Source organism: Candidatus Nomurabacteria bacterium (assembly GCA_020632395.1).
Taxonomy (GTDB): Bacteria; Patescibacteriota; Dojkabacteria; order SC72; family JAHDCA01; genus JACKFQ01.
In genome coordinates this window covers 123,125-148,055 of sequence record JACKFQ010000001.1, presented here as the reverse complement: position 1 = coordinate 148,055, position 24,931 = coordinate 123,125, and the positions used below count along the sequence as shown (strand labels likewise).

The window sequence follows — 24,931 nt, the reverse complement described above, 5'->3', positions numbered from 1 at the left end:
GATCAGCCACCTATCGATAGCTGATCTTATCAAAAGATGCAGTATGCTCCTTACTGATGCACTAAGAATGTGACTACTTGTTTGTCGCTCCTTTGATCATACCGGATATCTTAGTTGCCATATCATCCAGAGATAGATTGCTACCACTTCCAACCTTCTCAAAAGCCCGTAATACTTCGATCGGGATAGCAAATATCACTGTGTTCGATTGGTCAGAAGATAGGTCGTTCAAAGTACTCAAGGTTCTAAGATGTAGTGCTCCTGGTGACTTCGACATCATTTCTGCAGCCTTTGAGAGATTCTCTGCTGCTATCAACTCACCTTCTGCTTTTGTTATGACAGATAATTTTTCTCTTTCAGCTTCTGCCTGCTTAGCCATTGTTCGCTTCATATCATCAGGAAGAACTATATCTTTTAATTCTACTCCAATAATATGTAATCCCCAGTCTGTAGCCTTTGATTCGATTATAGCTTCAATATTATTTGCAACTTCATCTCTTCCACTTAAAAGTTTGTTCAATTCAACCTCACCAACAGCTGTTCGCATTGTGGTCTCAGCCAACTGTGAGATAGCCCACTGATAATTCTCTACTTCTAGAACAGCTCTAGAGGCATCAACAATTTTAAAGAATACTACGGCACCAATCTTTACAGAAACATTATCTGCAGTCATACCACCCTGATCAGCAAGATCAATAGTTTTGGTACGAACATCAACGATCTTCATAGATTGAAATATTGGAATAATGAATGTCCAACCACTATTTACTACTCTTTTATATTTACCCATCACAAATAGTATTCCTCTTTGATATTCATTGATCTGCCTGATATTTGTAAGTAGCATGATAAGCAGAATAAACGATGGTAAACCGAAACAGGATAGAATAAATAATTCCACAACTAATAAAACGAAAAACTTAGATATGTACGATTATACATTATCTGATAGATGTGATGAATGATTTTCAGAGTTGAGTTGATGAATTCGAAAGCTACTCGATTTGCAGACATTGCATCAAGAATAGAAAACCGTAGCATTCTTAGATAAATATCAATAACGAATTGCACTAATTGGAACATTGGAATGATATTTAAAGAAGGAAGCGGTGTTTGAGTTGTAGCAGTTACACAAATGGAACAAATATTTGTGATAAATCTGGCGTAGATAGGACGAAAAACTTTATCTGCAAACAATAACATATCAATCTAACGTATTTATGTGAAGAATTAGGAACAAAACTCTCTTAGTTTGAGAATTAATCTACTCCTCAATTTCCACTCCTTCACTCTTTAACTTCTCTAATAGTTTTTCTGGGACTGATAACCGTCGTAAATTTGCCGCAAGAACTAACGAAAAAATGCTTATGAAAAAAGTATGAACGCTGATGCTGCATGTACAGCCCAATATGGACTATCTAGATAAGTGTTAGTTTCTGCGAATAGAATTAACAGCATCACAAGACTTAAAAATCCAAAGAGATTCAATACAATTGACGCACCTTTCCAAAAATCTTTCATGGTAATTATATCGTTAAAATTAGTATTCAATCTAAATTATTCAGGAGTAAACAAGGATTAATGTATAGTGAAATGGATATGGTGAGCCGCCAGGGAGTCGAACCCTGAACCTGCGGGTTAAAAGCCCGATGCTCTGCCAATTGAGCTAGCGGCCCAGAACTGCGAGATTATACTCTAATGTTTAGGAGTTTTACAATAAAAAGTCCATCTTTCTTTGTGACAATTGCTAAAACCAATCTAGCATCCTTATCAAAGACCCCATTTTTGTAACACCAATAATCGTAAGTTCCTAATATTCTTCTGATCTTCCGAATATCGAAAGAGCTTTCTATGTACGAATGGATATTAGCTGAAACACCTTTGACCTCGACGATAATGTATTCATCATTCATCTGGAATAATCTGTCGATCTCACCCTGATGCGAATGGAAATTTCTTACGAGAACTTTCCATCCCTTATCACATAACACTTTTTCTACAATATCTTCAAATACCTTCCCTTTTGTGGAGGTAGACTTATTGTGAGTCCTGATGCTTGAGGATATCTGAAATCGGTGCATATGTCTTTCTATGTATTGCTGTGACCCCATGTTGTTTTAGCTCCTCTTGATGCTGTTTTGTGCCATAACCTTTATGTTTATCAAATCTGAATTCTGGGTATTTCTGCGTATACTCTTCCATTATTCGATCTCGAGTGACTTTTGCAATGATTGATGCAGCAGCGATGGAATAATGCAAACCATCACCTTTATTGACTTTGTATTGCTTATACAAAGGAATACTCTGTACATTCTGACCATCTATCAGTAGATATTCTACAAGCTTATTGATCTCAGTTTCTATACCCTTTACTGCTGACTCCATTGCTATACGAATTGCTGCATTTATTCCTAGAGTATCAATAACAGACGGCTCTACAACACCCACACCCCATTTATGATAGGACGAGTTAATGATCTTTTCATAGGCGATGAGCCTTCTTGCTTCTGTCATCTTCTTACTATCAGTTACAGCAATATCTGGTATGTGATCCTGAAGTACTAATACTGCACCTGCTACGACAGGACCAGCCCAAGGTCCGCGTCCAGCCTCATCTAAGCCGACAATATATTTAAACCCCTCATCCCAAAGCTTCTTTTCTAGTTGTATATCTGTATTTATCATATAATAAGATAATTATATTTAGAGAAGCTGAAAAATATATGAAGTCAGTCATCAAAACATTATTAATAATAATATCACTCTACGGAATTCTTTTCCTGACCAACGCAAGAATATATGCGCAAGACAATCTGAATTCAAAGTATACCCTTTATGTCCTAGACAGCTGTCCGCATTGTCAAAAGTTATTAGAAGAGGCTGAACCCTCTGGGGTATTGGAAATCCTAGACGTCACAGTAATCGAGGTTACTCCAGACGAAAACAAACAATTACTACTTAATGATCTTGAGACTTGTAATGACAATGATCAGATAGTACCAACCCTTGTAGTTGATTCCACTTGTTATCAAGGAGCAAGTGATATTGAGAGGTTACTTTTTGCGAATGCAGGTATCGCTCTTCCACTAGACGAGCCAACAGAGGTGCAAGACCCTAACGATACCGAGCAACCCAATGATTCTGAGAACCTGCCTGATTCGACCAAGCTAGACACATCCAACGAGGAAAATACCACCACCGATAATGCGACCACATCAGATGAAGAGCCTATCAGACTGTCTGAAGTTCTCGATGAAGAAAAGAATACATACGAACGCCCGGAAGTAAGTGCCTTTCAGCTGTTAATAATCATATTATCAATTGGAACATTTCTGTTTATCGGTTATCTAATGATCAAAAAACTCCAATTATAGACTCAATGCAATTTATCTGATGAATGAGTTTATGATCCAACCTTAATCAGTAAGGTGTAATGTTCTACTGGTAAAGTAGTTATGTTCATAGTAATATTGAACATTAAATTGAAACTAAACTACACAATGAGTAAAGGAACTTCATTTGTAAAAGGTGCAGTTGCAGGTGCCATCGCTGGGACTGTCGCAGGCGTATTATTTGCCCCTAAATCAGGAAAAGAAACACGCAATGACATCAAGAAAAAAGCTCAAGAGCTAAAAACTCAAGCTGAGGATGTCTACAAGAAGGCTAAAATGTCTCTTGACAAGAAGGTTGCAGAAGTAAAGAAGCTCGGTACGAAGATCGACAAGGTTAAATACGAAGAGTTAGTCGATGGTGTTCTGGCTGAACTGAAAAACAACAAAGAGATCACTTCTGAAGCATCTAAGAAATTAGGAGTTCAACTTAAAGCAGATTGGAATAAGATAAAGGATGCCTTACAGGCATAATAAATCTTTGTAGCTGTAACAATATACAGCTACAATGCGGGATTAGTTTAATGGTAAAATGCCACCTTCCCAAGGTAGAGATACGAGTTCGATTCTCGTATCCCGCTCCATGAGAAATTAGATCCACCCTTAGGTGGATTTTGTTTATCTGTACTGTGGGTTATAGATCGTATACAACATTTCGATATAAACAGAGCAAGTAGCATTTTAAAGGCTGAATAATAAATCAAGTTTTGATAATGAATAATATTGGATATAGAACATTGATTTTTATCAAATACCTATTTAGTGGTAGATTACAAATGTATCTTAAATATTTCAAACAGTTGCTATCAGTTTAAGAACAACTACAAATTGATTTGGCGGTGATGTTTCTACGTTATTTTTCGAATCAACTAAGTTATATTTACATACTGCCTTATAAAACAGAACCAATCCATACACTCAAATATTTGAATATTCTTATTCCATAAAGGTGAGATCTAAATTATCTGTTGTATAATGAACTATGACACAAAAAAGTATTAACCCACATAATAACGAGTTATTAGGCGAATATCCGACCCACACATCTTCAGAAATAGATCAGATACTTGATCGCTCTCAACTTGCACAAGGTAAATGGAAAAAAGAAAATATCAAAACACGATCGGATCTTCTATTAAAATTCTCTAAGGTGCTATCTGATAACAAACAAGGGATCGCAGAATTGATCAGTCTAGAAATGGGCAAACCGATCAAAGAATCTTTTGCTGAGATCGACAAATCCATCTGGTGTATTGAGTATTATGCAGAAAGGGCTTCTGGGCTACTCTCTATTGAACGGATCGATACAGAGGCTTTTCGTACCTATGTTACAAAAGAACCCTTAGGTGTGATCTTAGGTGTTATGCCTTGGAACTTCCCACTATGGCAGGTTGTGAGATTTGCTATACCTACTCTACTTGCTGGGAATAGTATCGTAATAAAGCATGCCTCAAATATCCCACAATTCAGTCAATTTCTTGAATTGCTATTCACCCGATCAGAATTTCCTGAAGATCTCTATCTAAATGTGCTTACAGATAGAGTCGGCGTTGAGCAGATGTTACACAACCACTATATCAAAGGTGTTTCTGTCACAGGCGGTACTAAGGCAGGTTCAGCTATTGGAAGTATAGCTGGAAGTGTACAAAAGAAGAGTGTTATGGAGCTGGGTGGAAGTGATCCGTTCATTGTATTTCCTGATGCAGATATCCGTAAAGCTGCAGAGGTAGCTGTAAGATCAAGGATGATCAATAACGGGCAAAGTTGCATTGCTGCAAAAAGATTTCTAATCCAGGAGAAAGCATACCAGAGATTTCTTGATGCTTTTCTAGATGAATTGAACAGATTGAAGGTCGGGGATCCCTTAAAAGAAGATACTGACTTAGGTCCACTTGCTACAGCATCGATCCTTGAAAGCATTGACCTACAGATCCAACAAAGTATCAAAATGGGTGGTAGAGTAGTAATTGGAAGCACAAGGATCGAAAAACCAGGTAACTACTATTCACCTACTGTAATCGTTGATGTCACACCTGATATGCCCGTCATGGGAGAAGAGACATTTGGTCCTGTAGCAGCGATACAGACCTTTTCACAAGATTATGAAGCTATACAGATCGCAAATGATACAGAATATGGACTAGGTGCATCTATCTGGACTAAAGATCATGAAAGGGCTGAGCAGCTGATCCCTCAAATAGAAGCGGGTAATGTTTTTATAAATCAGATGGTCAGATCGGATCCGCGTCTTCCTTTTGGTGGTGTCAAAAGATCAGGATATGGAAGGGAATTAGGTTCATTTGGTATACACGAGTTTGTCAACCTTAAAAGCGTCTGGATAGAGTAGTTCACAATTAGCTATTATCAGTCGTCTGCGAAATTTGAAGTATAGTAATTACTAGCAGATATGAACAAATGGGTATCGTTATTACTACTTTCCGATTGTAGGCTAATAACTCTCACTATAAGTTAGCTGGATGAATCTACACCCCTCCCTACTCACCTCTTTCAGGAGCTGCTCGATCTCGCGTATATGCATCCAACTATAAGGGATACCATAACCTTCTACTATCTTGCCAACATCAGGTAGATCAAGATCAACCCCAAACTCCTCAAGACCTTCTTTTTTCTGTTTACGAGCTATCATCTCATATCTTTCATTTCGTATCATAATTATGCACTGATCATTTGCAAATCTCCGAACGGTTCCAAGGTCATAAGAAGACATCAAGAATCCCCCATCGCCTACTATAGTTACAACTTTATTCTTAGGGATTAGTCGCGAAATAGATGCTCCCATCGCAATTCCACCGCCCATAGTTGCTAATGCATTATCTAATATGATTTGGTCAGTCCTTCTACATCTGAAATATCTTGAAAATGCCCATTTGTATGAGCCATTATCTAACACAACGGTATCTTCCGGTGAGAGTATAGAATTCAAACCTTCGATCATTGAACGAAGATAGATCTCATACTGATCGATATCGACCCCTTGCACAAATCTGTTAAGTGAAGAATAGAAGTCAACTTCTTCATACTCGACCTCAATTTCACTAAATACCTTAGCAACATTAGCTGGAATATCGCCGACAAGCTGTACATCAGGCATAAATAACGGATCAAGATCCAGAAAATGTGTGCTAAAGGAGAGTACTTTCTTTTCTCCATTTGTATTCAAAGAGAAAGGTCGTTCATGTGATTGATACCCTACTGTGATTATAAGATCAGAGAAATTTATCGCTTTGTTCAACGGATCATCAAATTCTGAGACTATTGTACCGAGATAATTTTCACCCATCTCATCGATACTACCCTTACCCATCGCCGTACTTATATGTGGTATCTTGTACTTAGTAACAATTTTGTTCAGAACCTGTGATATTTTTCGATCCTGAGAACCTCCTGCTGAAATGATCAACGGATGTTTTGAATTAATAATATATTCTTTCGCCCTACTGATAGTATCGTCAGAGGCTATAGACTTACTGTAGCTTCCTATCTCGATATTATCGATCCTTATTGTGCTTTTGGATATATCGTACGGGATCTGTATGTGAGAAACACCGGGTTTAGTCGAATATAGGGCATATTGATATGCACTTTCGAGCATTGATGGTATACGATCAGCTCTTTCAAGGCGTTCTGAGAAATTTGAAACTGGTTTAAAAAGTGACACAGCGTCGATTTGTTGAAAACTTGAGTGTGGTACGTTAAACGCCTTATCAGCGGTTATCAAAAGTATAGGTATTCCAGCTAGTTGACTATGAGCGATAGAGGTAAGAACGTTGGTTGCACCGGGTCCTAGGGTTGTTAGTACGACAGCAATATCTCCTGTGATCCGTGCTTCTGCGGCTGCCATGAATCCTGCTGTTGCTTCATGATCTACTCTTATGAATTCGATCTTAGCTTCACGGATGGCATCCAGTAGATGTAGATCTTCTTCTCCTGGTAGTCCATATACTGTTTTTACTCCTCTCTTGATCAGCCAAGATGCGATATATTGAGATACTGTCATACTTCAATCTATCATGATGTGGTGATGATATAAAGTGCTGTCTAGTAGCTATCTATCGATTGTGATAATATACGGCGGTATGCTGGCGTAGCTCAGTTGGTAGAGCAAATCTTTCGTAAAGATTAGGTCGTGTGTTCGAATCACACCGCCAGCTCCATCCCGCTAACTTATAGTGCGGAGGGAGGGAGAGTATGATCCACAGAACATTCCACCAGTGAGGATCTCCCGTTCTATGGTCCGTCGTGAACATAGAGTACACCGGTCAACCCAGTTCCGATATCAATAAAATCTATCACATCAAACTAAATACCACTTATAGTGGCGTAGCTCTAGACAACCACCCTCTCCTGTTATACTATTGTTACGCAAATGACACTCCCAAAGTACACCAATACAAATCTGATGATCCAGTATCTGATCAAGATAGAGCTTTCGCTGGATCGGATCAGACATACAAAACTTCCTAAAAATTATCATGAGAAAGTTGTACAAGATCTACATATCAGCGAGATCATGCACTTATCTATGCTAGTGGGAGAGCCGATAGGTCTGGATGAAGCTGAAAGAGTCTATCTGGGTAAGGTTTTGCCGTCTGCTCGATCTAAGCATTTACTGTATAGTAATTATCGCAATGCGTTGGAGTTTGCGAAGAATTATGATCCTAGGCACTTTGTACGACCGTCATCAGAATTGATATTACATCTAAATAAATTAGTAAGTAATAGATTAAGTGAAGATTGGGAGTCTGGGAGATTCAGAAATTTCTCAGAAAAGCCTGTGCCTTTCTATGATGATTGGTACAAATTGAGAGATTACTATACATCCGTGAATTTTGAACAGTATTTTGATGAGCTGTTAGATCTACTGATCAATCGCCCTAACAGGATACAACCAACGATCCGATACGCCCTGATCTTATATGAGATTATCGATAAAGCACCTTTATTAATAGCCAATCAGCTTACTTCTATAGCACTTCTGGTCACCTTATCAAAAGAGAAGGAATTCGATCAATATGCCACTTTCCCTATTGTGAAAGCTATACAATTCATATCAAAGGAGATCGTTGAAGCGTACAAGCTATCAAAATCCAGAAGGGATGTGACACCTTTTATAGAGGCGTTCTTATACGCTATGTCGATCCAGATACGAGAACAGGAAGATATCTATACAAACACCCTTGAAAACAAGGTGAAGAAACACGGGGACTTGAAGGATAAACTGAACAATCGGCAGATAAAGGCTCTTGATCATCTAGAACACACAAAAAGTGTCACAAGAGAAGAGTATTCTAAGATGATGGGTGTCTCATTCATGACAGCCTACAGGGATCTACAGGATCTTCTTAAACAGGGTTTTATCGAACAGATGGGGGTCGGTAGAGGCACACACTACCTAATAAAAGGATCACCAGATGAGGAGATGGAAGATAAGAACACAGACAAGGAGAAGCTTGAGGTATTTAGTGACTTAGATTAATCTAGTTAGTATGACTCCTGAACCTGCCCCAACTAATATTGCCGGTAGTGGCGGATCAATAGATACAACACTATTGATTGCGTTATTTCTTGCGATAATCCCGATTTTTCTATGTTTCACTTCCTGTGCATTATTCATGATCACAGCATTTTCTCTTCCACTTTCTTCTGAACAACCAATTAATCCACCTAGCCAAAATGTTGAACGAGTTATTACAGAAACCTTTGATCCACAGAGCACACTTGATCTAGGCGATATCATTATTGATCCATATACGGACGAGGAACTTACTGCACAATTCCTTGAATCCTCAAAGAGAACTTTTCAATTCAGTTTTGATGATAATACCAATGGTTCGTTGTATGGTTATGAAAAAAACTTTCTCCTAGCGAACACCCAATATCAGTATGAAAGATTAAGTATACGCTTCCGTAAAGAATTAGAAGATCCGATCAGCTTTATACTCACAGATGATCAATCAAAATATGAGTTAGAACTCGGTTTTCTTTATGATTCTCAACTACAATACGCTGGGTTGACAAAACTTGGGATGATAATGATCTTGATCTCTCCTGAGAGGGATTATGATAAAGCAGATCTAGTTCGCCTAATTACCCATGAACTGGTTCATGCTTATCAGTTCGACTCAGAACAATCTATCGTTTTATCCTCACCTCTCTGGTTTACAGAAGGTACAGCTGAATACTATTCTTCCCAGTCCCTACATTATGATCCAACTCTCTTTAGATCGACATCAAACCTCAATACATTGGAGGATGTTGACAAGGCGTTACATTCTTCAGATCTCGATCAAGCTCTTTCTGCATATGTAGTAGCCCACTCTTTCATCGAGGAATTGGTACAGCTAAAGAGTGAGGAGGATCTATCTGATCTAATGCTTGACCAAGATAAACGTTTCTCCTTCATACAAAAATTCATTAATCATTTTGGAGCTACACCTGCAGAGTTATATCATGTATGGTATACAGAGAAATTCATGGTCGAATGGTTCTCTCTTAACAAGAAGCCAAAAACCGATTATATGTTGTATAATACTTTGACCTTTGAATGAACTTGCCGAGGTGGCGGAACTGGCAGACGCGCATGGCTTAGGACCATGTGGGAGTATATCCTGTGGAGGTTCGAGTCCTCTCCTCGGCACCAATTAGAAATATAGAAAATGATAAAAAAAATAACATTGCCATTTCAAATAGTTCTATTACGAAGGAGGTTGTGTCCTGGTTGTACTCATCCATTGGATAAGTGCGATCGCCATCAATTTAGAACTAACAAAGCAATGCTACAGTGTAAGTGTAAGCGAAGATATGTTATTGATCTGGATACAAACACTTACAAAAGAGCGACTTTTGATGAAGAGAGAGAGTATCTTAACAATAGGTAAATAAAGAAGTAAAATACTCGAGATGCCGCCATCGTCTAATGGTTAGGACACCGGGTTTTCATCCCGGCAATCGGGGTTCGATCCCCCGTGGCGGTACCACGGCATAATCTAACTGCCTAACTGAATGGAAAGCGTAACTACAGATATTGCAGATCTAAGAAAGATCGAAAAAGAAACTTCCTTGATCGGGGGATTGGTGTCATTTGTGCTAGAAAGCATTGAGGCCATAATTGTAGCCTTAGCTGTTTGCACTGTGCTGTACCTATTTCTCATAACTCCACACGAGGTAGTTGGAAAATCAATGGATCCTTCGTTCAAGAATGGCGAATACCTTATCGCCAATAAATTGGCATACAGGATAGGAGAGCCACAACGTGGCGATGTGATTATCTTTAGACACTCAGCCACACAAGATTACATCAAAAGGATAATTGGTCTCTCTGGAGATGAGATCAGTCTAAAAGATGGAAGATTTTATGTAAATGGCCTATTGCTAGATGAGACAGCATATCTTGACCCAGCTGTTTACACAAATGGAGGTGCAGTACTCAAGGAGGGTGAGACATTTGTTGTACCCGAAGGAGAATATTTTGTCGCAGGAGACAACAGGCCCCATAGCTCTGATTCAAGAACCTTCGGATCTATTGAGAAAACCGACATCAAAGGTAAAGCTTGGATCGTATACTTCCCATTCAACCAATTCAGATTGATAGAACATCAAACTTATATACAAGATAAATGAATCCCGAAGATAACAACGGAATGTATGATCTGAAAAAAGAAGCTCCTAAGACTTTTGGACAAAAAGTCCTCCACTTCTTTCAAACCCTACCCTCTCGTGCATTCTCTATCCTTCAAAATTTTGTAATATTCTCCGCGATCCTAGTAGTACTTTATCTTGTACTAATTACCCCTCATCAAGTTGATGGGTTGTCTATGTATCCAACATATCAAGATAAAGAATACCTGATAGCAAACAAATTAGTCTACAGAATATCAGAGCCTAAGCGAGGCGAAGTTGTGATCTTCAAATATTCAGAAACTAGGGATTTCATTAAACGTGTAATAGCAGTTGCAGGTGATACGGTTTCTATCTCACAGGGTAAATTGATGGTAAATGGGGCTTATCTCGATGAAAGTGATTATCTTTCACCTACAGTTGTCACATCCTCAGGAGCATTCTTAAAAGAAGGTCAAGTTCTTACAATACCTGATGGTTATATCTTTGTGTGTGGTGATAATCGCCCTCATAGCTCAGACTCTAGAGCTTTCGGTCCAATAAAAGTAGAACAAGTAAAAGGTAAGGTTTGGTTCGTATTTTTTCCAATTTCTGAATTTCGATTAATTACCACACCAAACTATTGAAGCATAAGTTCAATTGCGGGTAGAGGTTCAATCAGATACAATGAACTCATATGAAAGTTTTTGTTATTGCTAATCAAAAAGGAGGAGTGGGTAAGACAACAACAGCTATCAATCTAGGAGCTGGTCTTGCAGCACTCGGTAAGAAGGTCCTGTTGATCGACCTCGATCCCCAGGCAAATCTATCATCAGGCATAGGATTTACAGCTAGTTATGATCTCAATCAGTGGGACAAGGACAGCAAAGCACCTTACAAGAACATCTATGATATTTTAGTGAATAAGGAACCGATATCCTCGGTATTTGTCACTACAGAGTATCAAAACCTAATGTTAGTTCCTTCACATCTTAGCCTTGCTGGTGCTGAAGTCGAAATGGTCAATATGATGGCTCGAGAGACCATTCTGAAGAAAGCGCTTTCCGGGTTCAAAAGTGATGTAGAGTATGTGATCATTGATTGTCCACCATCATTGGGCCTACTCACAATCAACGCCCTTACAGCGGCTGACAGCATGCTAGTTCCTATACAGTGCGAGTACTTTGCCCTTGAGGGCTTAGGACAGCTTTTGAGGACTACAGAGCTTGTGAAGAGCATCAACCCAGAGCTTACGATCGGTGGTGTCATACTGACGATGTTTGATAGCCGTACTAAACTTTCAAATCAGGTTGTGAACGAAGTCAATGAGTATTTTTCTGATATCGTTTTCAACACTATCATCCCGAGAAATGTTAGACTGTCGGAAGCACCTTCCTTTGGTCAACCTATCAATGAATACGATTCAAATTCATCAGGGGCTAATGCATACCAGCAGTTAGCCAAAGAATTTGTAGCTAGGTTTGAAGGTAAATGAATTTAGTGTAAGATTGTATCATGGCAACCAAAAAATCCACATTAGGCAAAGGACTTTCAGCTCTGATAGCCTCTTCAGAGATGTCTGGAACTGATTCTCCATACAAGGAGAAGTTCGATATCGAGAAGATCTCTCCAAACCCTTATCAGCCACGTATGAATATCGATCCAGCCGAGTTAGTTGAGATCGCTGATTCGATCCGTGAGAATGGTGTCATCCAACCTCTGATCATCACCAAGAACCCAGATGGACCGAATTATTACATCATTGCAGGGGAGCGAAGATTTCGTGCCTCAAAATTAGCTGGACTAAAGCATGTTCCTGTAGTGATCAAAGATTCATCTCCTCAAGAGATGCTAGAGCTTGCTCTGATCGAGAACATACAAAGACAAGATCTCAATCCACTGGAAGAAGCTACAGCATTCAAACAGCTACAAGATCAGTTCGGATTAACTCAAACTGATATATCTAAAAAGATGGGGCTGAGTCGCGTTGCAATAACCAACAAGATCAGACTACTCGCCTTACCTTCTGCTGTTCAAGAGTATGTTCTTAATCAAGATCTATCTGAAGGACATGCTAGGGCTCTATTAGGAATTAGTGATGATTCATCACTCGTTGCAGCTGCAAACATCATTGTCAAAAAGAAACTAAGTGTTAGGGAAACCGAAGAGTTGGTGAGAAAGATCAACTTCGGAAAAGATAAGGCAAAGAATGAAAGGATCGAATTTGATCATAGAACAAGAAAAGCCTTAGAACGGATCTCAGAGAGACTTGGCTATACAACTCGTCTTACACGAATGTCTAAAGGTGGGAAGCTTACCATACGCTATCTTACAAATTCAGAACTTACAGATCTTCTAAAGAAACTTGCTGAATAGGGAGTTTTCCTAATTAACATACAGTAGTATGTCATTTCCTAAGAGGACTGCCTTCTGAGCCCAGATCTTGTCGAGCCTTTTCATACATTACCAATGATGATGCTACACTTACATTTAGCGACCCCAATCCACCTTTCATTGGTATCGAGATCAATTTATCTGCCCTATCTATCATCTTGCTACTGATACCGATATCTTCAGACCCCATTAGAAATGCCTTTGGACCAGTAAGATCAGTTGTATACATACTCTGACCTTCCATATTCACACCGACTATCTCAACAGCATTTTTTTGTAGTACTTTAATGGCTGTAAATAAACTCATCTCTACGATAGGTATTCTCAAGCATGTACCCATAGAAATCCTAATAACCTCATCACTAAGAAGATTGCCTTTTTGTATGGGTGTAATTATGCAATTCACCCCTGCTGCATAAGCAGTACGAAATATCGCACCAATATTGTATGGATATCGGATATCGTTGAAGATCAGTACGAATGGAGTTAATCCCAGATCAAAAATCTCATCTAAAACCTCTGTAAGATCAAACTGGTTATCTACTCTCATTAATCCAATTACGCTTTCTTTGCTTGAAGTTTTTGATCTCCGACTTATAGATCTTCGCGCAACCTTTTCTACAAGTATTCCTTTTTGACCCGCAAGTTCAACGATCCTTCTGGTTTTAGGATCCTTAAATGCATTATTTGCTATGAATATTTTTTCGAATGTCTTACCCTCCTCTAGGAGTTCGAGGAGTGCATTCTTGTTCTCAACTTGAACAAATTTCGTTCGTGACATACTTTTGTGACCCGCGATATTTAATCTTCCGTAGGAAGAACGTCTACATAGTATTGGGATCGTTTCTTACCGGTCATTCTTCGGAATTTCACCACCCCATCAGAGATCGCATATATGCTGTGATCTTTTGATACTTTTGTGTTCAATCCTGCATGGTATACAGTACCTCTCTGTCTGATAAGGATGTTACCATTCAATACTTTCTCACCAGCATATTTTTTGACTCCAAGTCTTTTCCCTGCGACATTTGCGGAGATCTTTACACTTCCGGCTGCTGCTGTCTTTGACATTCGAGCTATCTGATAACTAATGTTTTAGTCTTGCGACTAATAAATTGCGCCTAATAATACTATTAGAACGCTCCCAATGCAAGACCTCCTGTTCAGATGCGACACTAAAGATCTTCCATCTTGAAGGAAACACCTCACTGTACCTCAATGTGACCCAACCTTTGTGGCTTTTATATACAGGAAAAACTGAAACCAGCCTTAGACCGGGTTTCCGTATACGTCCAAGCACATCCAAGATCGCTTTATACAATCCATTTACCCCATCGAGTAGTTCATTTGCATATTTCAATGATATTTCCCTGCGAACAGCTGGTCCCATGTATGGTTCGAACACAACTGCATTGATATCTGTATTTCGTAGTGTCTTCTGGAACCAACGACTGATCTTGGTCACATCTTGTTCAAGAAGTTTATACCTGACATCACCTAAATCATACTGTTTGGATAGCCACTCAATATTCTTCTGTGTACCCTCTACTGCTTCAGGATCAATGTCTGACCCGATCACATCATAGCCTAAGAGTAAGCTTTCAATTACTATAGATCCAGAACCACAGAAAGGGTCCCAGATCGTAGAACCAGGTTTAAGTCCAGCTAGATTTACCATTATTCGTGCTAGTTTGGGAGGAAGTACCCCCATCTCGATGTTTGTGTATGGTTTTTCCATATCTCTGAGAGTAAATTCTTCAAGATCTTGTACTGCTAATGTTCTGGCTAATTTCAGAGTACCATCAACATTTTTATACAGGATCAGCTCAAATCCCTCTTCAAGTAACTCTGTTGCTGTTATCTGTCCTGATGATAATGCTCCAGTCCCCTTACCTATATAACGAACTCGTTTACCTATATGCTTTGCATGTTCCTTTATGTTCTTTCTGAGCTTCTTTGCTAGATCTGTTAGCTGATCATCTCTCTCATTTCTACAGATATATGGACTCACACCAAATTTCTTGACCTTCTCAGTAAGTAATGAGGTGATATCGAATGTTTCAGCAAGGATCTCAGCGATCTTAATTGATCCGCCTAAACGTCTAAAGACCTCAACGATCTCTTTTGATGATAGTTGATGTTGTACGACCAGATCACCACATTCGGTTTCATAGCTCTCAAAACCACCTTTACAAGCCCAAGAAGCTACAGCTTTTATCTCTGCGATGGATAGAGCCTTGTTTCGGCCTAATATGAATAGATGTTCTGAATATGAGTTACTCAAGATCTATGCTGTGATCTGAACTATCTCTAATCTTGTGACAAGAGCTCTAGAACCGTAGGTTCTCCTATATCTAGACTTTGCTTTAAACTTGAAAACCCTTAGTTTATCGCCCTTTTTCTGTGAATCGATCTTTGCGATAACTTTAGCGCCCTTGATGTATGGCTTACCGACTTTCACATCTGTACCATTTGCGTACAAAAGTACTTTTGTTAATTCCAATGTATCGCCTTTAATACCATCATGCTTATTTAGTTCGTAGGTTTTGCCTTCTTGAACTAGTAGCTGGGTCCCATTGACATCTACTACGGCGATCTTCTGATCGTCCACTTTAGAAGGACCCTTCTTTGAAGTAGATACTACTTGCTTTGTAGCTTGTTCAGGTTTCTTTGGTGTTGATGATTCCTTTTTGGTGACAGTTTTCTTTGTAGGAACAGCTTTTGTAGCAGTTTTTTTAGTAGTTGCTTTCTTTTCCACACTACCTGTAGTGGCTTTTTTTACAACCTTTTTACTCTTTGTATTTTCTGTTTTCTTTGTTTCAGCCTTTTGTGCCATGACGGAGGCATTTTAAATTAGTAAATCTTCGTTGTCAATCAGGAGTTCGTGTTGGAATACTTCCTGGCTGCTTGAGATTATACTTTGAATTATACCAAATGAAAAGAAAGTAACTACAATATTTGTACCTCCGGCACTTAACAAGGGAAGCGGGATCCCTGTAGCAGGTATCAAACCTGTATTAGTACCGATATTTATAAATACTTCGATCAAGAGCTTAATTGAGATACCAAAGATCACCATGGATGAGAAGATATCTTGTGAACTCATCTTATAAGCATATAAAAGACCTTTTAATATTAGCAATGCATAAAGAACTATCAAAATCATCGATCCGACCAAGCCGAATTGTTCAGCATACGTCGCAAATATAAAATCAGTTTGATGTTCTGGGACATATTGCAACCTACTTTGAGAACCGGAGCCGAAACCTTTACCCCAGATCCCTCCAGAACCGATCGCAACTTTTGATTGTTCGACATTGAATGATTGGTCTACATCAACACCTTCCGGATCAAAGAATGTTTCTATCCTCTCTCTTTGATAATCCTTAAGTAGATCATTCCAACTGAAATTCAGCGCTCCTCCGACAATTACCCCTGCTATAGTGACAATTATTAGTAATTTCCTTAATTCCTCTATCCGATAAGAGGTAAGTACAAGAATCGTTACCGATGCAATAGCAAAAAGTATACCCAGACCAACAGTCCCGTTCAATAACAACAAACTTGAACCTGTTGCTGAAAACATCAAGACAAATAACAGGATATTCCTTCTCTGTTCGCGCATATATGTGATCACCAAGATCCCCCAGATCAGGAGGGTTATCATTGTCATAGAACCGTGTGGCTCTAAATATATAAGCAGGAGAATGGGTATTTGGGGGAGGAAAGATAAAATCCCAAGCAATAGGTCATCGAAATGATTGCGAATCGTAAATATCGCTGCTGTTGTGAATATTACAATGATCTTAGCAAATTCAGACGGCTGAACCTGCACACCTCCGATCACTATCCATCTCCTGACATTATTTATCACAGGTCCAGCAAGAACTACATACAGTAGGACTGCAATGATAACTAAAGATACAGGTACAAGGATCTGAGGGTATCGCAGATATGTCGGATTAGCTAAACTGACCAGAAAATATATCACCAGCCCTGTCAGCATAAAGGTGACCTGCCTGGAGAATACGCCACCCAGATCAATATTACCCTCAATATCGATATTCGTCGAAAGTAGAGTAAATAACCCGATCACCGAAAGTATCAGTATTAACGCAAGAATTGTCCAATCGTGTCTTTTAAACATCTCTGAGATGATAACACGATATTCAGATAGCTTTCACTATGATCTGATAACTATGCAGCTTCAAGTTTTACCCAGATCAACTCATCATTTACTTTCAATTCTGTCATAGAGTCATCCGAACTTGATGCAAGAAGTATCTTATCAACACTCAGTCTGCCCTTCAGCTCATCAGTCCACTTCTGTACGACATCAGCAAGTGCTTTACTCTGTGTCACATAATGTAGAGATACTATCTCGCCTACTTGAAGTCCTTTCTCTTTTCTTTGAACTTGTATCTGTCGAGCAAGCTCATTCATCAATCCTTCTGATAACAGGTCTTCAGTTAGGTTCAGGTCAAGACCTAGATACAAACCATTACTCTCTACTACTGTAAGATGATCTTTATCCTTTGGTTGAGTCTTACTGTAATCAACTTCCCTGACATTCAACTCTGCTTTCAGGATACTTCTCAGATCAGGATCTTCTATAGGTGCTACAGCTTTTAGAAGCGGTTGTCGCAATTTTAGCCTATTCTCATCCCTTATGTTCAACCCCAATGAACACAATGTTTGCACCCATGACATATCTTCGAGTAGTTTTTCATCATGATCCAGATCGGATGGATAATCTTCAAGATGCACTGATTCCTTTGCGCCATCAAGTCCGACATTCACCACTAGATTTTGATAGAATTCTTCCATCAGAAAAGGCATTTGTGGTGCAAAAGCTTTACTCATCAATACCAGCGTGGCATACAACGCTTGCAATGCATCTGTATCTCCATTGGCAAATCTATCTCTGGATCGTCTTATCCACCATGTAGACACGGCGTCTATAGTAGGTTGTAATACCTTCACTGAACTTGGTATATCGTACCCCTCTATCGCTTCTGAATACTCCTTTACAGCCTTTTTAACCATAGATGCCAACCACCTATCTAAGATATTTTCTATTGGGAAATGATCATCGGTTGGTGTCCAATCATGAAGATTGGCGTACATTGTGAGATATCTATAGGTATTCCAATAAGGTATAAGTATTGTTTTTACCCTTTCATTCAATTCCTCATCAGACCAGTTCATATCACCTCCAGCCATCAACGGTGATCCCATACCGTACAATCGCATAGCTTCTCCTCCGAGATTCTTTAGTACATCTTCGGGATCTGTGTAATTACCATAGGTCTTTGACATCTTTCTCCCGTCATTCCCAGACAATACTCCATGACAAACGACATTTTTAAATGGTTCCTTATCAAAAAGGAATGTCGACATTCTAAACAGAACATTGAACCATGCACGTACCTGACCTGAATATTCAACTATGAAGTCGGCAGGAAATGCATTATTAAAGGTTTCTTCATTTTCAAATGGGTAGTGATACTCAGCAAAAGGTACTGAACCCGAGTCCATCCAACAGTCGAGGACTTCTGGTACTCTATGATACTCCACCCCATCTTTTGTAAGGACAATTTTGTCACAGATATCCCTATGAAAAGAAAACGGTTCTCCATCCACAAAATATTTTGTTTTCCCATCAACCTCCTTCTTATCTATCTGATCTGTCATTTCCCTCATCTCCTCGATACTGCCTACAACGATCTCTTCTCCTTTCTCATTTACCCAGAGAGGCATAACAGTTGCCCAATAACGACTCCTTGATATAGTCCAATCAGGTGAAGTGCCGACAGTTTCTGCAAATCTCCCATTCTTATAATGCTCTGGATACCAATTCACATTTTGATTCAACTCCAGCATTCTGTCCTTTAACTTCTGTACATCTAAAAAGTACGCATCCTGAGCCATGTATATCAAGGGATTATCCCCTCGATAGAATGGCAACCTGTGTACATATGGTTCTGTTCTCAAAAGTAACCCTTTCTCGGACATATCCTCTGCCATTAGAGGTGAGGCATCACGAAGATATACTCCTTTCCATGGTTCTACGACCATATTTCCCTCCTCATCTATGTCAGAATGGAAACTAAGGTTCATTTTCAAACCAAACTGAAAGTCGACATCTCCAAAAGCAGGTGCAATATGCAAGACTCCTGTACCTTCATCATTTGTAACATCGTCTAAGAGATATACCTTAAAGTCATTCTTAGTTGTTCGATCTACAAAATGATCATAAGCTGGATAGTATTCTAAACCTTCAAGTTCAGACCCAGTAAGTCTCTTTAGTATCTGGACTGTCTTTCCTGCATCTTCACCTATTTCCTGTTCACTTGTGTCAAATGCATACTCTAGTCTTACTTCTGAAAGGATAAAGTATTCACCATTGAACTCAACTAAGACATAATCGAACGCTTCATTTACAGCAAGTGCAAAGTTAGATGGTATTGTCCACGGTGTTGTTGTCCATGCCAACATATGCACAGGATTATCGGCTACAATATCTTTCCAAGGATGTTCTTTTAGTTTGAATTTCAAAAATATAGCTAGATCCTCAGTATCCTGATAATTATCAGGATCCATAGCTACCTCAAAGTTGGATACAGGTGTAGCAGTATCTGTTGAGTACAAAGAAACTCTTTTTCCTTTATATATCAATCCCTTTTCCCATGCCTGTTTGAATGCCCAGATCACTGACTCGTTGAATTCGGGATACATGGTGTAATACGCATTATCCATATCTGCCCAACGACCGATCTTTTCTATATACCATCTCCAATTCTCCGAGAACTCCTCAACGTATTTACGACACTCTTTAACATATCTATCCACTCCAAACTCCTCTTCTATCTGCTTCCTCCCTTTCAACTTGTATTTCATATTTACTTTTGCTTCTATAGGTAATCCGTGACAATCCCATCCAAAAACCCTTCTTACCCGCTTTCCTTTCATAGTCCAATATCGAGGGATCACATCTTTTGCTATAGACACAAATAGATGTGCAGGATGTGGCATACCAGAAACGAACGGTGGACCGTCTACAAATGAGAATCGTTCATCTTCTGGTCTTTGTTCGATCGATTTTTTAAAGAGATCGTTCTTTTTCCAAAATTCTGAGATCTTCTCCTCCATCTTCGGGAAACTTGCTCTTTGTTCTGCTTCTTTTATCTTTGACATGTTCGTTCTATTAAATATTAAACAAAAACCCCTCCACACGTTATGTGCGGAGGGGTGTGATCTCATACATATTCACACGGTACCACCCTCTTTCCAGTTAAGGTTGCCCAGAACTGCTTTGCACCCACGCTTTGAATGGTATGGGTTTGTGATATCACGGTCACTCCCGTCGAGATCTACTTTCCTATGGATTTCTTCTCGCCGCTCCCCTGTGATTGCAGGATCGGTGCGTTTCAAGACTACGAGATTATACTTGATGAGAATTTGTAATTCAACACTACTCAGTATCTACTCCCTTATTCTCTTTAGAATATTGCCAGTACTGCCTTACCAGTTCCAGCAGAACCACCATTGTATCATCTACTGATCCAAAAAAAGGTATAACGTCAGGGAGGATATCTATTGGGGATAACACATATATGGCAGCGATCATCAGAAGCCAATTCTGTTTGATGAATCCTTTTAGATTTTGTTTCATTCGGATATTTCTACTAATTTATCTCTACTTCTTGTTCCTGAGATGATGCGAACGTTTGAACTAGGTATCTGAAAATGTTCCGCTAACAGTTGGATGGTTTCCTTGTTAGCCAGGCTTTTGTCCGGAACAGATCTAACATGAATATGAATTTTATCACCTTTCAAAATAACTTTCTGATGTTTCTTTCGGGGATACACTCTGATACTCACGATCATGGCAGATCAATTTCGTCGTCTCATGAACGCAGGAACATCCAACGTATCTTGATCATCGATCATAGATTGGGGTAGAGAGCTCTGTTTCTTCGGTGTTGGGTCATCGTGTTCGTTTGCAGTAGGTTCTTCCTCGATCATCTCGCGATATTCCTGATCTTGAACTAGCTTGATCGGTGGTGCCTCTGTTGTCTTCTTTGTGTGTACCTGCCTTGATTCATCAAAACCTGTAGCTACTATTGTTATGATGATCTCATCCTTCATATTCTCGTCAATCGTAGCTCCAAAGATAACATTTGCATCAGGGTCAACAGCCTCAGATATTAGCTCAGCTGCTGTATCGATCTCTTTCATCGTAAGGTCAAGACCTCCAACAACATTGAAGAGAACACCTGTAGCGCCCTCTATAGACATATCAAGCAGTGGGCTGTTTGTAGCTTGTCTAGCTGCAGATTCTGCACGATTATCCCCACTTGCCTTACCCATACCCATCAGTGACGAGCCAGCCTCAGTCATAATAGATCGTACATCTGCGAAATCAACATTTATAAAGCCTGATTGGGTGACTAAACTGGATATGCTCTTGACTCCTTCTGCCAAAACCTTATCCACTTCTTTCATCGCTTCAAGAAATGATATGTTCTCATCAATTATTTCGAGTAGTCTCTGATTTGGGACAATTATTAGTGTATCAACCTTATCTTTTAATTCGCCTAAGCCTTCAAAAGCGACGGTTTCTCTGTGTTTTCCTTCAAATTTGAATGGCCTTGTGACAACAGCTACAGTTAATGCACCGAGATTCTTTGCCACACCTGCAACTACTGGTGCAGCCCCAGTACCGGTTCCACCACCCATACCTGCAGTTATAAATACCATATCAGCACCTGCCAGATGCTCATGAATATCATCAAGACTCTCTTCTGCAGCCTGTGCTCCAAGATTATGATCACCACCGACTCCAAGACCCCTTGTAAGATCACTACCAAGTTGTAGTGTTGTTGGTGCGAGGGAATTTTTTAAAGCCTGTGCATCTGTATTGAACGCATAGAACTCAACACCATCAACATTATAGTCTGATATCATAGTGTTAATAGCATTTCCTCCAGCACCACCGACTCCAACTACCTTGATTTTTGCTACCGGATCCATGTTCTTAGGTGTGACCAACATTGTCTTTAAACTTTGAAGTTATAGATAAATTAGGGCAGAAGCGATTTGAACCAACTTACTAGCTTACTAAATATACTACCAAATCCATCGAAGCCTGACGACCCCGACGAATGGGTTTCTCCTTCATCTTCCATCGCATGCTTTACCAATCCCTGTACTGCAGCATATGCAGGATCATTGATTTCCTCGACCATACCTGATAATCCACCCGGATAACCGATCCTAGCAGGAACACCGAAGACGCCTTGGGCAAATTTCGTGATATCTTTTAATTGTGCGGTACCACCTGTAACTACAACTCCAGCTGGCATTGCAACATCAAAACCTGCTTTTGAAACTTGGTCTCTTACCATTTCAAATATTTCTTCCATCCTAGCCTGTGTGATCTGCAATAACATTGTCTTAGAGATCTCTTCCTTGCTCCTGATCGATAGCCCTGTGATATTTACCATATCCTGTGCGTCCTTTTTCTTATCTTTAGGTTCCTCTACTTTTCGGAGGAGAGCTGGTGTGTGATCTTCAGGGTCGATCTCCTTTACCTTACCTTCAAGTATCTCTTCCATATTTACTTTGACCCGTTCTGCTTCTTCTAGAGAAAGTTGAAGACCTATCGCTAGATCGCTTGTGATACTGATACCCCCGAGAGGTACTGACCCACTATATACGATAGCACCCTCTTGGAAGATCGAAATACTGGTAGTTCCGGCACCAATATCTAGTAGTGCAACTCCGAGTTCTTTTTCAGTTTCGGTTAATACAGAAAGATTTGAAGCCCAGCCTGTAAATACGATATCAATAACTGTAAGTCCTAACTGTTCTACACATTTTCTCAAGTTCTTCCATGAAGAGGTAGGGGCAGTAATGATATGTGTTTCTACCTCAAGTCTTTGTCCTGACATACCAATCGGATATTTAATGCCATCCTGATTATCTACTACAAATTCTCTGGGGATGATATGGATCGGATTCATATCTTGAGGAAGGGATAGAGTTCGCGCATTTTCTATAGCTCTATAGGTATCCTCGATCGTGATCTCAGATCCTGATACTGCAACAACTCCTCGATTATTGATACTCGATACCTGTTGTCCATTAATAGTCACATATACCTCAGATACTGTTACTCCAGCCATTCTTTCGGCTGCAGTTAGACTCTCAGAAATAGCCTCGGTAGCCTCATCAATATTTACTATGACGCCTTTTTTGACACCATGTGAAGGATGAGAATATACCCCGATAACTGTTGGTAGGGAGTCCGCATCTTCGGCCGCTGCGATAACCGTTGTGATCTTACTCGACCCTACGTCTATCGCTGTAATAATTCTCTTAGCCATTTTAGAAGCGAGCTAAACAAATATTAACTGATGTTGATCAATCAGATGTTCTAGATTCTAATCCAATATATAAGAAATTTCTTGCACGTGCAAGAGAACGCTTTATATTACTTATGAAGTACGGGACGTTTATACCTGACATCAACCTGCTTGAAATCCGGTCTATCAATGTCCATTTGTGCTAGTACCAAGACCAATCTCTTAGCTTGGATATCGAAATCATCATCAAGATCAACGACTACACTGACACCTCCAGTTAACTGAATAATACTTCCGTCTCCCATGACATTTATCGAATTTATCTCATAACCCTGATCATCTAATATGCCATATAGAACATATATCTGATCGAAATAGATGAATTTGTTAGAGTTAAATATATTCTGGATAGATGGATCAGTAACTGAGACAGGTATAACACCAGTAAGAGTACGCATGATAACGCAAGGATCATCTACTACCCCAGTTAGTGCATTTACTTTGCCTAGCGATTCTTTTGTGAGATCTTCATTCTCTGGATTCTCTGGATTTTCTGCATTATCTGAATCAACTACACTTTGCTGATTATTAGTACTCTCTGCGTTATTTCCAATCCCTGAATTATTTGCAATACTCGCATTATCCGCAACCCCAGAGTTATTCTCGCCATCTGAATCAGTTGGTACTACTGAACGTTCAGCGATCAAGACTTCATTATTACTATCTATCAAATAACAGCTCTCTTGGTGTTCAACTCGTAAATAAGGCTCTCGCAGTAATATCCTCAACTCGATAGCATCAGGGAATATCTTGGTCACGATGACTTGATCGATAAATGTTGAAACCATACTAGCCTGATCACGTATAGTTACAGGATCGATCAAGAAGTAGTTTTGGGACATATATCTTTGTTCTAGATCTCTATCAATCGTTTCAATATCCATGTATTGAGAAACCGGATCCCCAACATATTCTATCCTGACCTCTTTTAGCTGAAAGATGGAGGATCGTGTTGAAACGAGATACAGGGCAATAATGATCATCAAAGAACCTAGATATTTTGGAAGTTGTTGAATGAGCCGACGTAACATTCTCTTTCGACTCTCATTTCTATAATCATTTACGTTCTCAATTTGTTTTTGCCTTTCAATATTTTTCACT

24 protein-coding genes and 5 tRNA genes are annotated in these 24,931 nt (G+C 39.4%); 13 read left to right on the top strand and 16 right to left on the bottom strand.

The window, feature by feature from the left end; all coding sequences use genetic code 11:
- Positions 1-73 precede the first annotated feature (73 nt).
- The 4 genes from H6763_00740 to H6763_00725 form a co-directional block, all read right to left on the bottom strand.
- A complete protein-coding gene (locus tag H6763_00740) occupies positions 74-847 on the bottom strand; it encodes a slipin family protein (protein ID MCB9803336.1) in 774 nt (257 codons plus the stop codon).
- A gap of 753 nt (positions 848-1,600) precedes the next feature.
- A tRNA-Lys gene (locus H6763_00735) sits at positions 1,601-1,676 on the bottom strand.
- Positions 1,677-1,688: 12 nt separating this feature from the next.
- The gene (locus H6763_00730) at positions 1,689-2,081 is read right to left on the bottom strand and encodes a YraN family protein (GenBank protein MCB9803335.1); all 393 of its coding nucleotides are present in this window, start codon (positions 2,079-2,081) and stop codon (positions 1,689-1,691) included.
- A complete protein-coding gene (locus H6763_00725) occupies positions 2,038-2,685 on the bottom strand; it encodes a ribonuclease HII (protein ID MCB9803334.1) in 648 nt (215 codons plus the stop codon). Before H6763_00725 ends, H6763_00730 begins: the two co-directional genes overlap by 44 nt.
- Positions 2,686-2,723: 38 nt before the next feature.
- Between H6763_00725 and H6763_00720 the strand changes: the two genes are divergently transcribed.
- The 4 genes from H6763_00720 (at position 2,724) to H6763_00705 (ending at position 5,736) form a co-directional block, all read left to right on the top strand.
- Positions 2,724-3,374: a hypothetical protein gene (locus H6763_00720; GenBank protein ID MCB9803333.1), complete on the top strand. Its 651-nt coding sequence runs from the start codon at positions 2,724-2,726 to the stop codon at positions 3,372-3,374.
- Between the two features lie 126 nt (positions 3,375-3,500).
- Entirely contained in the window at positions 3,501-3,863 is a 363-nt protein-coding gene (locus H6763_00715; protein ID MCB9803332.1) for a YtxH domain-containing protein, read from the top strand.
- A gap of 36 nt (positions 3,864-3,899) precedes the next feature.
- A tRNA-Gly gene (locus H6763_00710) sits at positions 3,900-3,973 on the top strand.
- 398 nt (positions 3,974-4,371) lie between these two features.
- The gene (locus tag H6763_00705) at positions 4,372-5,736 is read left to right on the top strand and encodes an NAD-dependent succinate-semialdehyde dehydrogenase (protein MCB9803331.1); all 1,365 of its coding nucleotides are present in this window, start codon (positions 4,372-4,374) and stop codon (positions 5,734-5,736) included.
- Positions 5,737-5,838: 102 nt separating this feature from the next.
- Here H6763_00705 and H6763_00700 read toward each other — a convergent pair whose 3' ends face one another.
- Positions 5,839-7,407, bottom strand: a complete 1,569-nt coding sequence (locus tag H6763_00700; protein MCB9803330.1) for a hypothetical protein — start codon at positions 7,405-7,407, stop codon at positions 5,839-5,841.
- An 81-nt stretch (positions 7,408-7,488) separates the two neighbouring features.
- On the opposite strand from H6763_00700, the gene H6763_00695 reads away from it, so the two are divergent.
- The 9 genes from H6763_00695 (at position 7,489) to H6763_00655 (ending at position 13,382) form a co-directional block, all read left to right on the top strand.
- Positions 7,489-7,564: transfer RNA gene (locus H6763_00695), tRNA-Thr, on the top strand.
- 212 nt (positions 7,565-7,776) lie between these two features.
- The gene (locus tag H6763_00690) at positions 7,777-8,886 is read left to right on the top strand and encodes a hypothetical protein (GenBank protein MCB9803329.1); all 1,110 of its coding nucleotides are present in this window, start codon (positions 7,777-7,779) and stop codon (positions 8,884-8,886) included.
- Positions 8,887-8,896: 10 nt separating this feature from the next.
- Positions 8,897-9,958 carry a hypothetical protein gene (locus H6763_00685; GenBank protein MCB9803328.1) on the top strand — a complete coding sequence of 354 codons (1,062 nt, stop codon included), beginning with the start codon at positions 8,897-8,899 and terminating at the stop codon, positions 9,956-9,958.
- A gap of 4 nt (positions 9,959-9,962) precedes the next feature.
- Positions 9,963-10,050 (top strand) — tRNA-Leu (locus tag H6763_00680).
- A 262-nt stretch (positions 10,051-10,312) separates the two neighbouring features.
- Positions 10,313-10,387, top strand: a tRNA-Glu gene (locus H6763_00675).
- 25 nt (positions 10,388-10,412) lie between these two features.
- Entirely contained in the window at positions 10,413-11,030 is a 618-nt protein-coding gene (lepB, locus tag H6763_00670) for a signal peptidase I (GenBank protein MCB9803327.1), read from the top strand.
- On the top strand, positions 11,027-11,653 hold the full coding sequence (lepB, locus tag H6763_00665) for a signal peptidase I (GenBank protein ID MCB9803326.1): 627 nt from the start codon (positions 11,027-11,029) through the stop codon (positions 11,651-11,653). Before lepB (H6763_00670) ends, lepB (H6763_00665) begins: the two co-directional genes overlap by 4 nt.
- Before the next feature lie 50 nt (positions 11,654-11,703).
- Positions 11,704-12,501 (top strand): ParA family protein, encoded by a 798-nt coding sequence (locus tag H6763_00660; GenBank protein MCB9803325.1) that lies wholly within the window; start codon positions 11,704-11,706, stop codon positions 12,499-12,501.
- Positions 12,502-12,521: 20 nt separating this feature from the next.
- The gene (locus tag H6763_00655) at positions 12,522-13,382 is read left to right on the top strand and encodes a ParB/RepB/Spo0J family partition protein (protein MCB9803324.1); all 861 of its coding nucleotides are present in this window, start codon (positions 12,522-12,524) and stop codon (positions 13,380-13,382) included.
- A gap of 31 nt (positions 13,383-13,413) precedes the next feature.
- On the opposite strand, the gene H6763_00650 is transcribed toward H6763_00655, so the two are convergent.
- The 11 genes from H6763_00650 to H6763_00600 all read right to left on the bottom strand — a co-directional run bounded on the left by H6763_00650 (position 13,414) and on the right by H6763_00600 (position 24,930).
- Entirely contained in the window at positions 13,414-14,181 is a 768-nt protein-coding gene (locus H6763_00650) for an RNA methyltransferase (GenBank protein MCB9803323.1), read from the bottom strand.
- A 20-nt stretch (positions 14,182-14,201) separates the two neighbouring features.
- The gene (rpmA, locus tag H6763_00645; GenBank protein ID MCB9803322.1) at positions 14,202-14,471 is read right to left on the bottom strand and encodes a 50S ribosomal protein L27; all 270 of its coding nucleotides are present in this window, start codon (positions 14,469-14,471) and stop codon (positions 14,202-14,204) included.
- 16 nt (positions 14,472-14,487) lie between these two features.
- On the bottom strand, positions 14,488-15,684 hold the full coding sequence (locus H6763_00640) for a hypothetical protein (GenBank protein ID MCB9803321.1): 1,197 nt from the start codon (positions 15,682-15,684) through the stop codon (positions 14,488-14,490).
- A 3-nt stretch (positions 15,685-15,687) separates the two neighbouring features.
- The gene (rplU, locus tag H6763_00635) at positions 15,688-16,236 is read right to left on the bottom strand and encodes a 50S ribosomal protein L21 (protein MCB9803320.1); all 549 of its coding nucleotides are present in this window, start codon (positions 16,234-16,236) and stop codon (positions 15,688-15,690) included.
- 12 nt (positions 16,237-16,248) lie between these two features.
- A complete protein-coding gene (gene rodA / locus H6763_00630; protein MCB9803319.1) occupies positions 16,249-17,547 on the bottom strand; it encodes a rod shape-determining protein RodA in 1,299 nt (432 codons plus the stop codon).
- Between the two features lie 50 nt (positions 17,548-17,597).
- Complete coding sequence (locus tag H6763_00625; protein ID MCB9803318.1) at positions 17,598-20,597, bottom strand: isoleucine--tRNA ligase; 3,000 nt, start codon at positions 20,595-20,597, stop codon at positions 17,598-17,600.
- A gap of 277 nt (positions 20,598-20,874) precedes the next feature.
- Entirely contained in the window at positions 20,875-21,075 is a 201-nt protein-coding gene (locus H6763_00620; GenBank protein ID MCB9803317.1) for a DUF1232 domain-containing protein, read from the bottom strand.
- The gene (locus H6763_00615) at positions 21,072-21,284 is read right to left on the bottom strand and encodes a DUF167 domain-containing protein (GenBank protein MCB9803316.1); all 213 of its coding nucleotides are present in this window, start codon (positions 21,282-21,284) and stop codon (positions 21,072-21,074) included. The genes H6763_00620 and H6763_00615 overlap by 4 nt, the downstream gene beginning before the upstream one ends.
- 12 nt (positions 21,285-21,296) lie before the next feature.
- Entirely contained in the window at positions 21,297-22,457 is a 1,161-nt protein-coding gene (ftsZ, locus tag H6763_00610) for a cell division protein FtsZ (GenBank protein MCB9803315.1), read from the bottom strand.
- 29 nt (positions 22,458-22,486) lie between these two features.
- Positions 22,487-23,791 carry a cell division protein FtsA gene (gene ftsA, locus H6763_00605; GenBank protein MCB9803314.1) on the bottom strand — a complete coding sequence of 435 codons (1,305 nt, stop codon included), beginning with the start codon at positions 23,789-23,791 and terminating at the stop codon, positions 22,487-22,489.
- A gap of 107 nt (positions 23,792-23,898) precedes the next feature.
- Positions 23,899-24,930 (bottom strand): hypothetical protein, encoded by a 1,032-nt coding sequence (locus tag H6763_00600; protein MCB9803313.1) that lies wholly within the window; start codon positions 24,928-24,930, stop codon positions 23,899-23,901.
- Position 24,931: the final 1 nt, after the last annotated feature.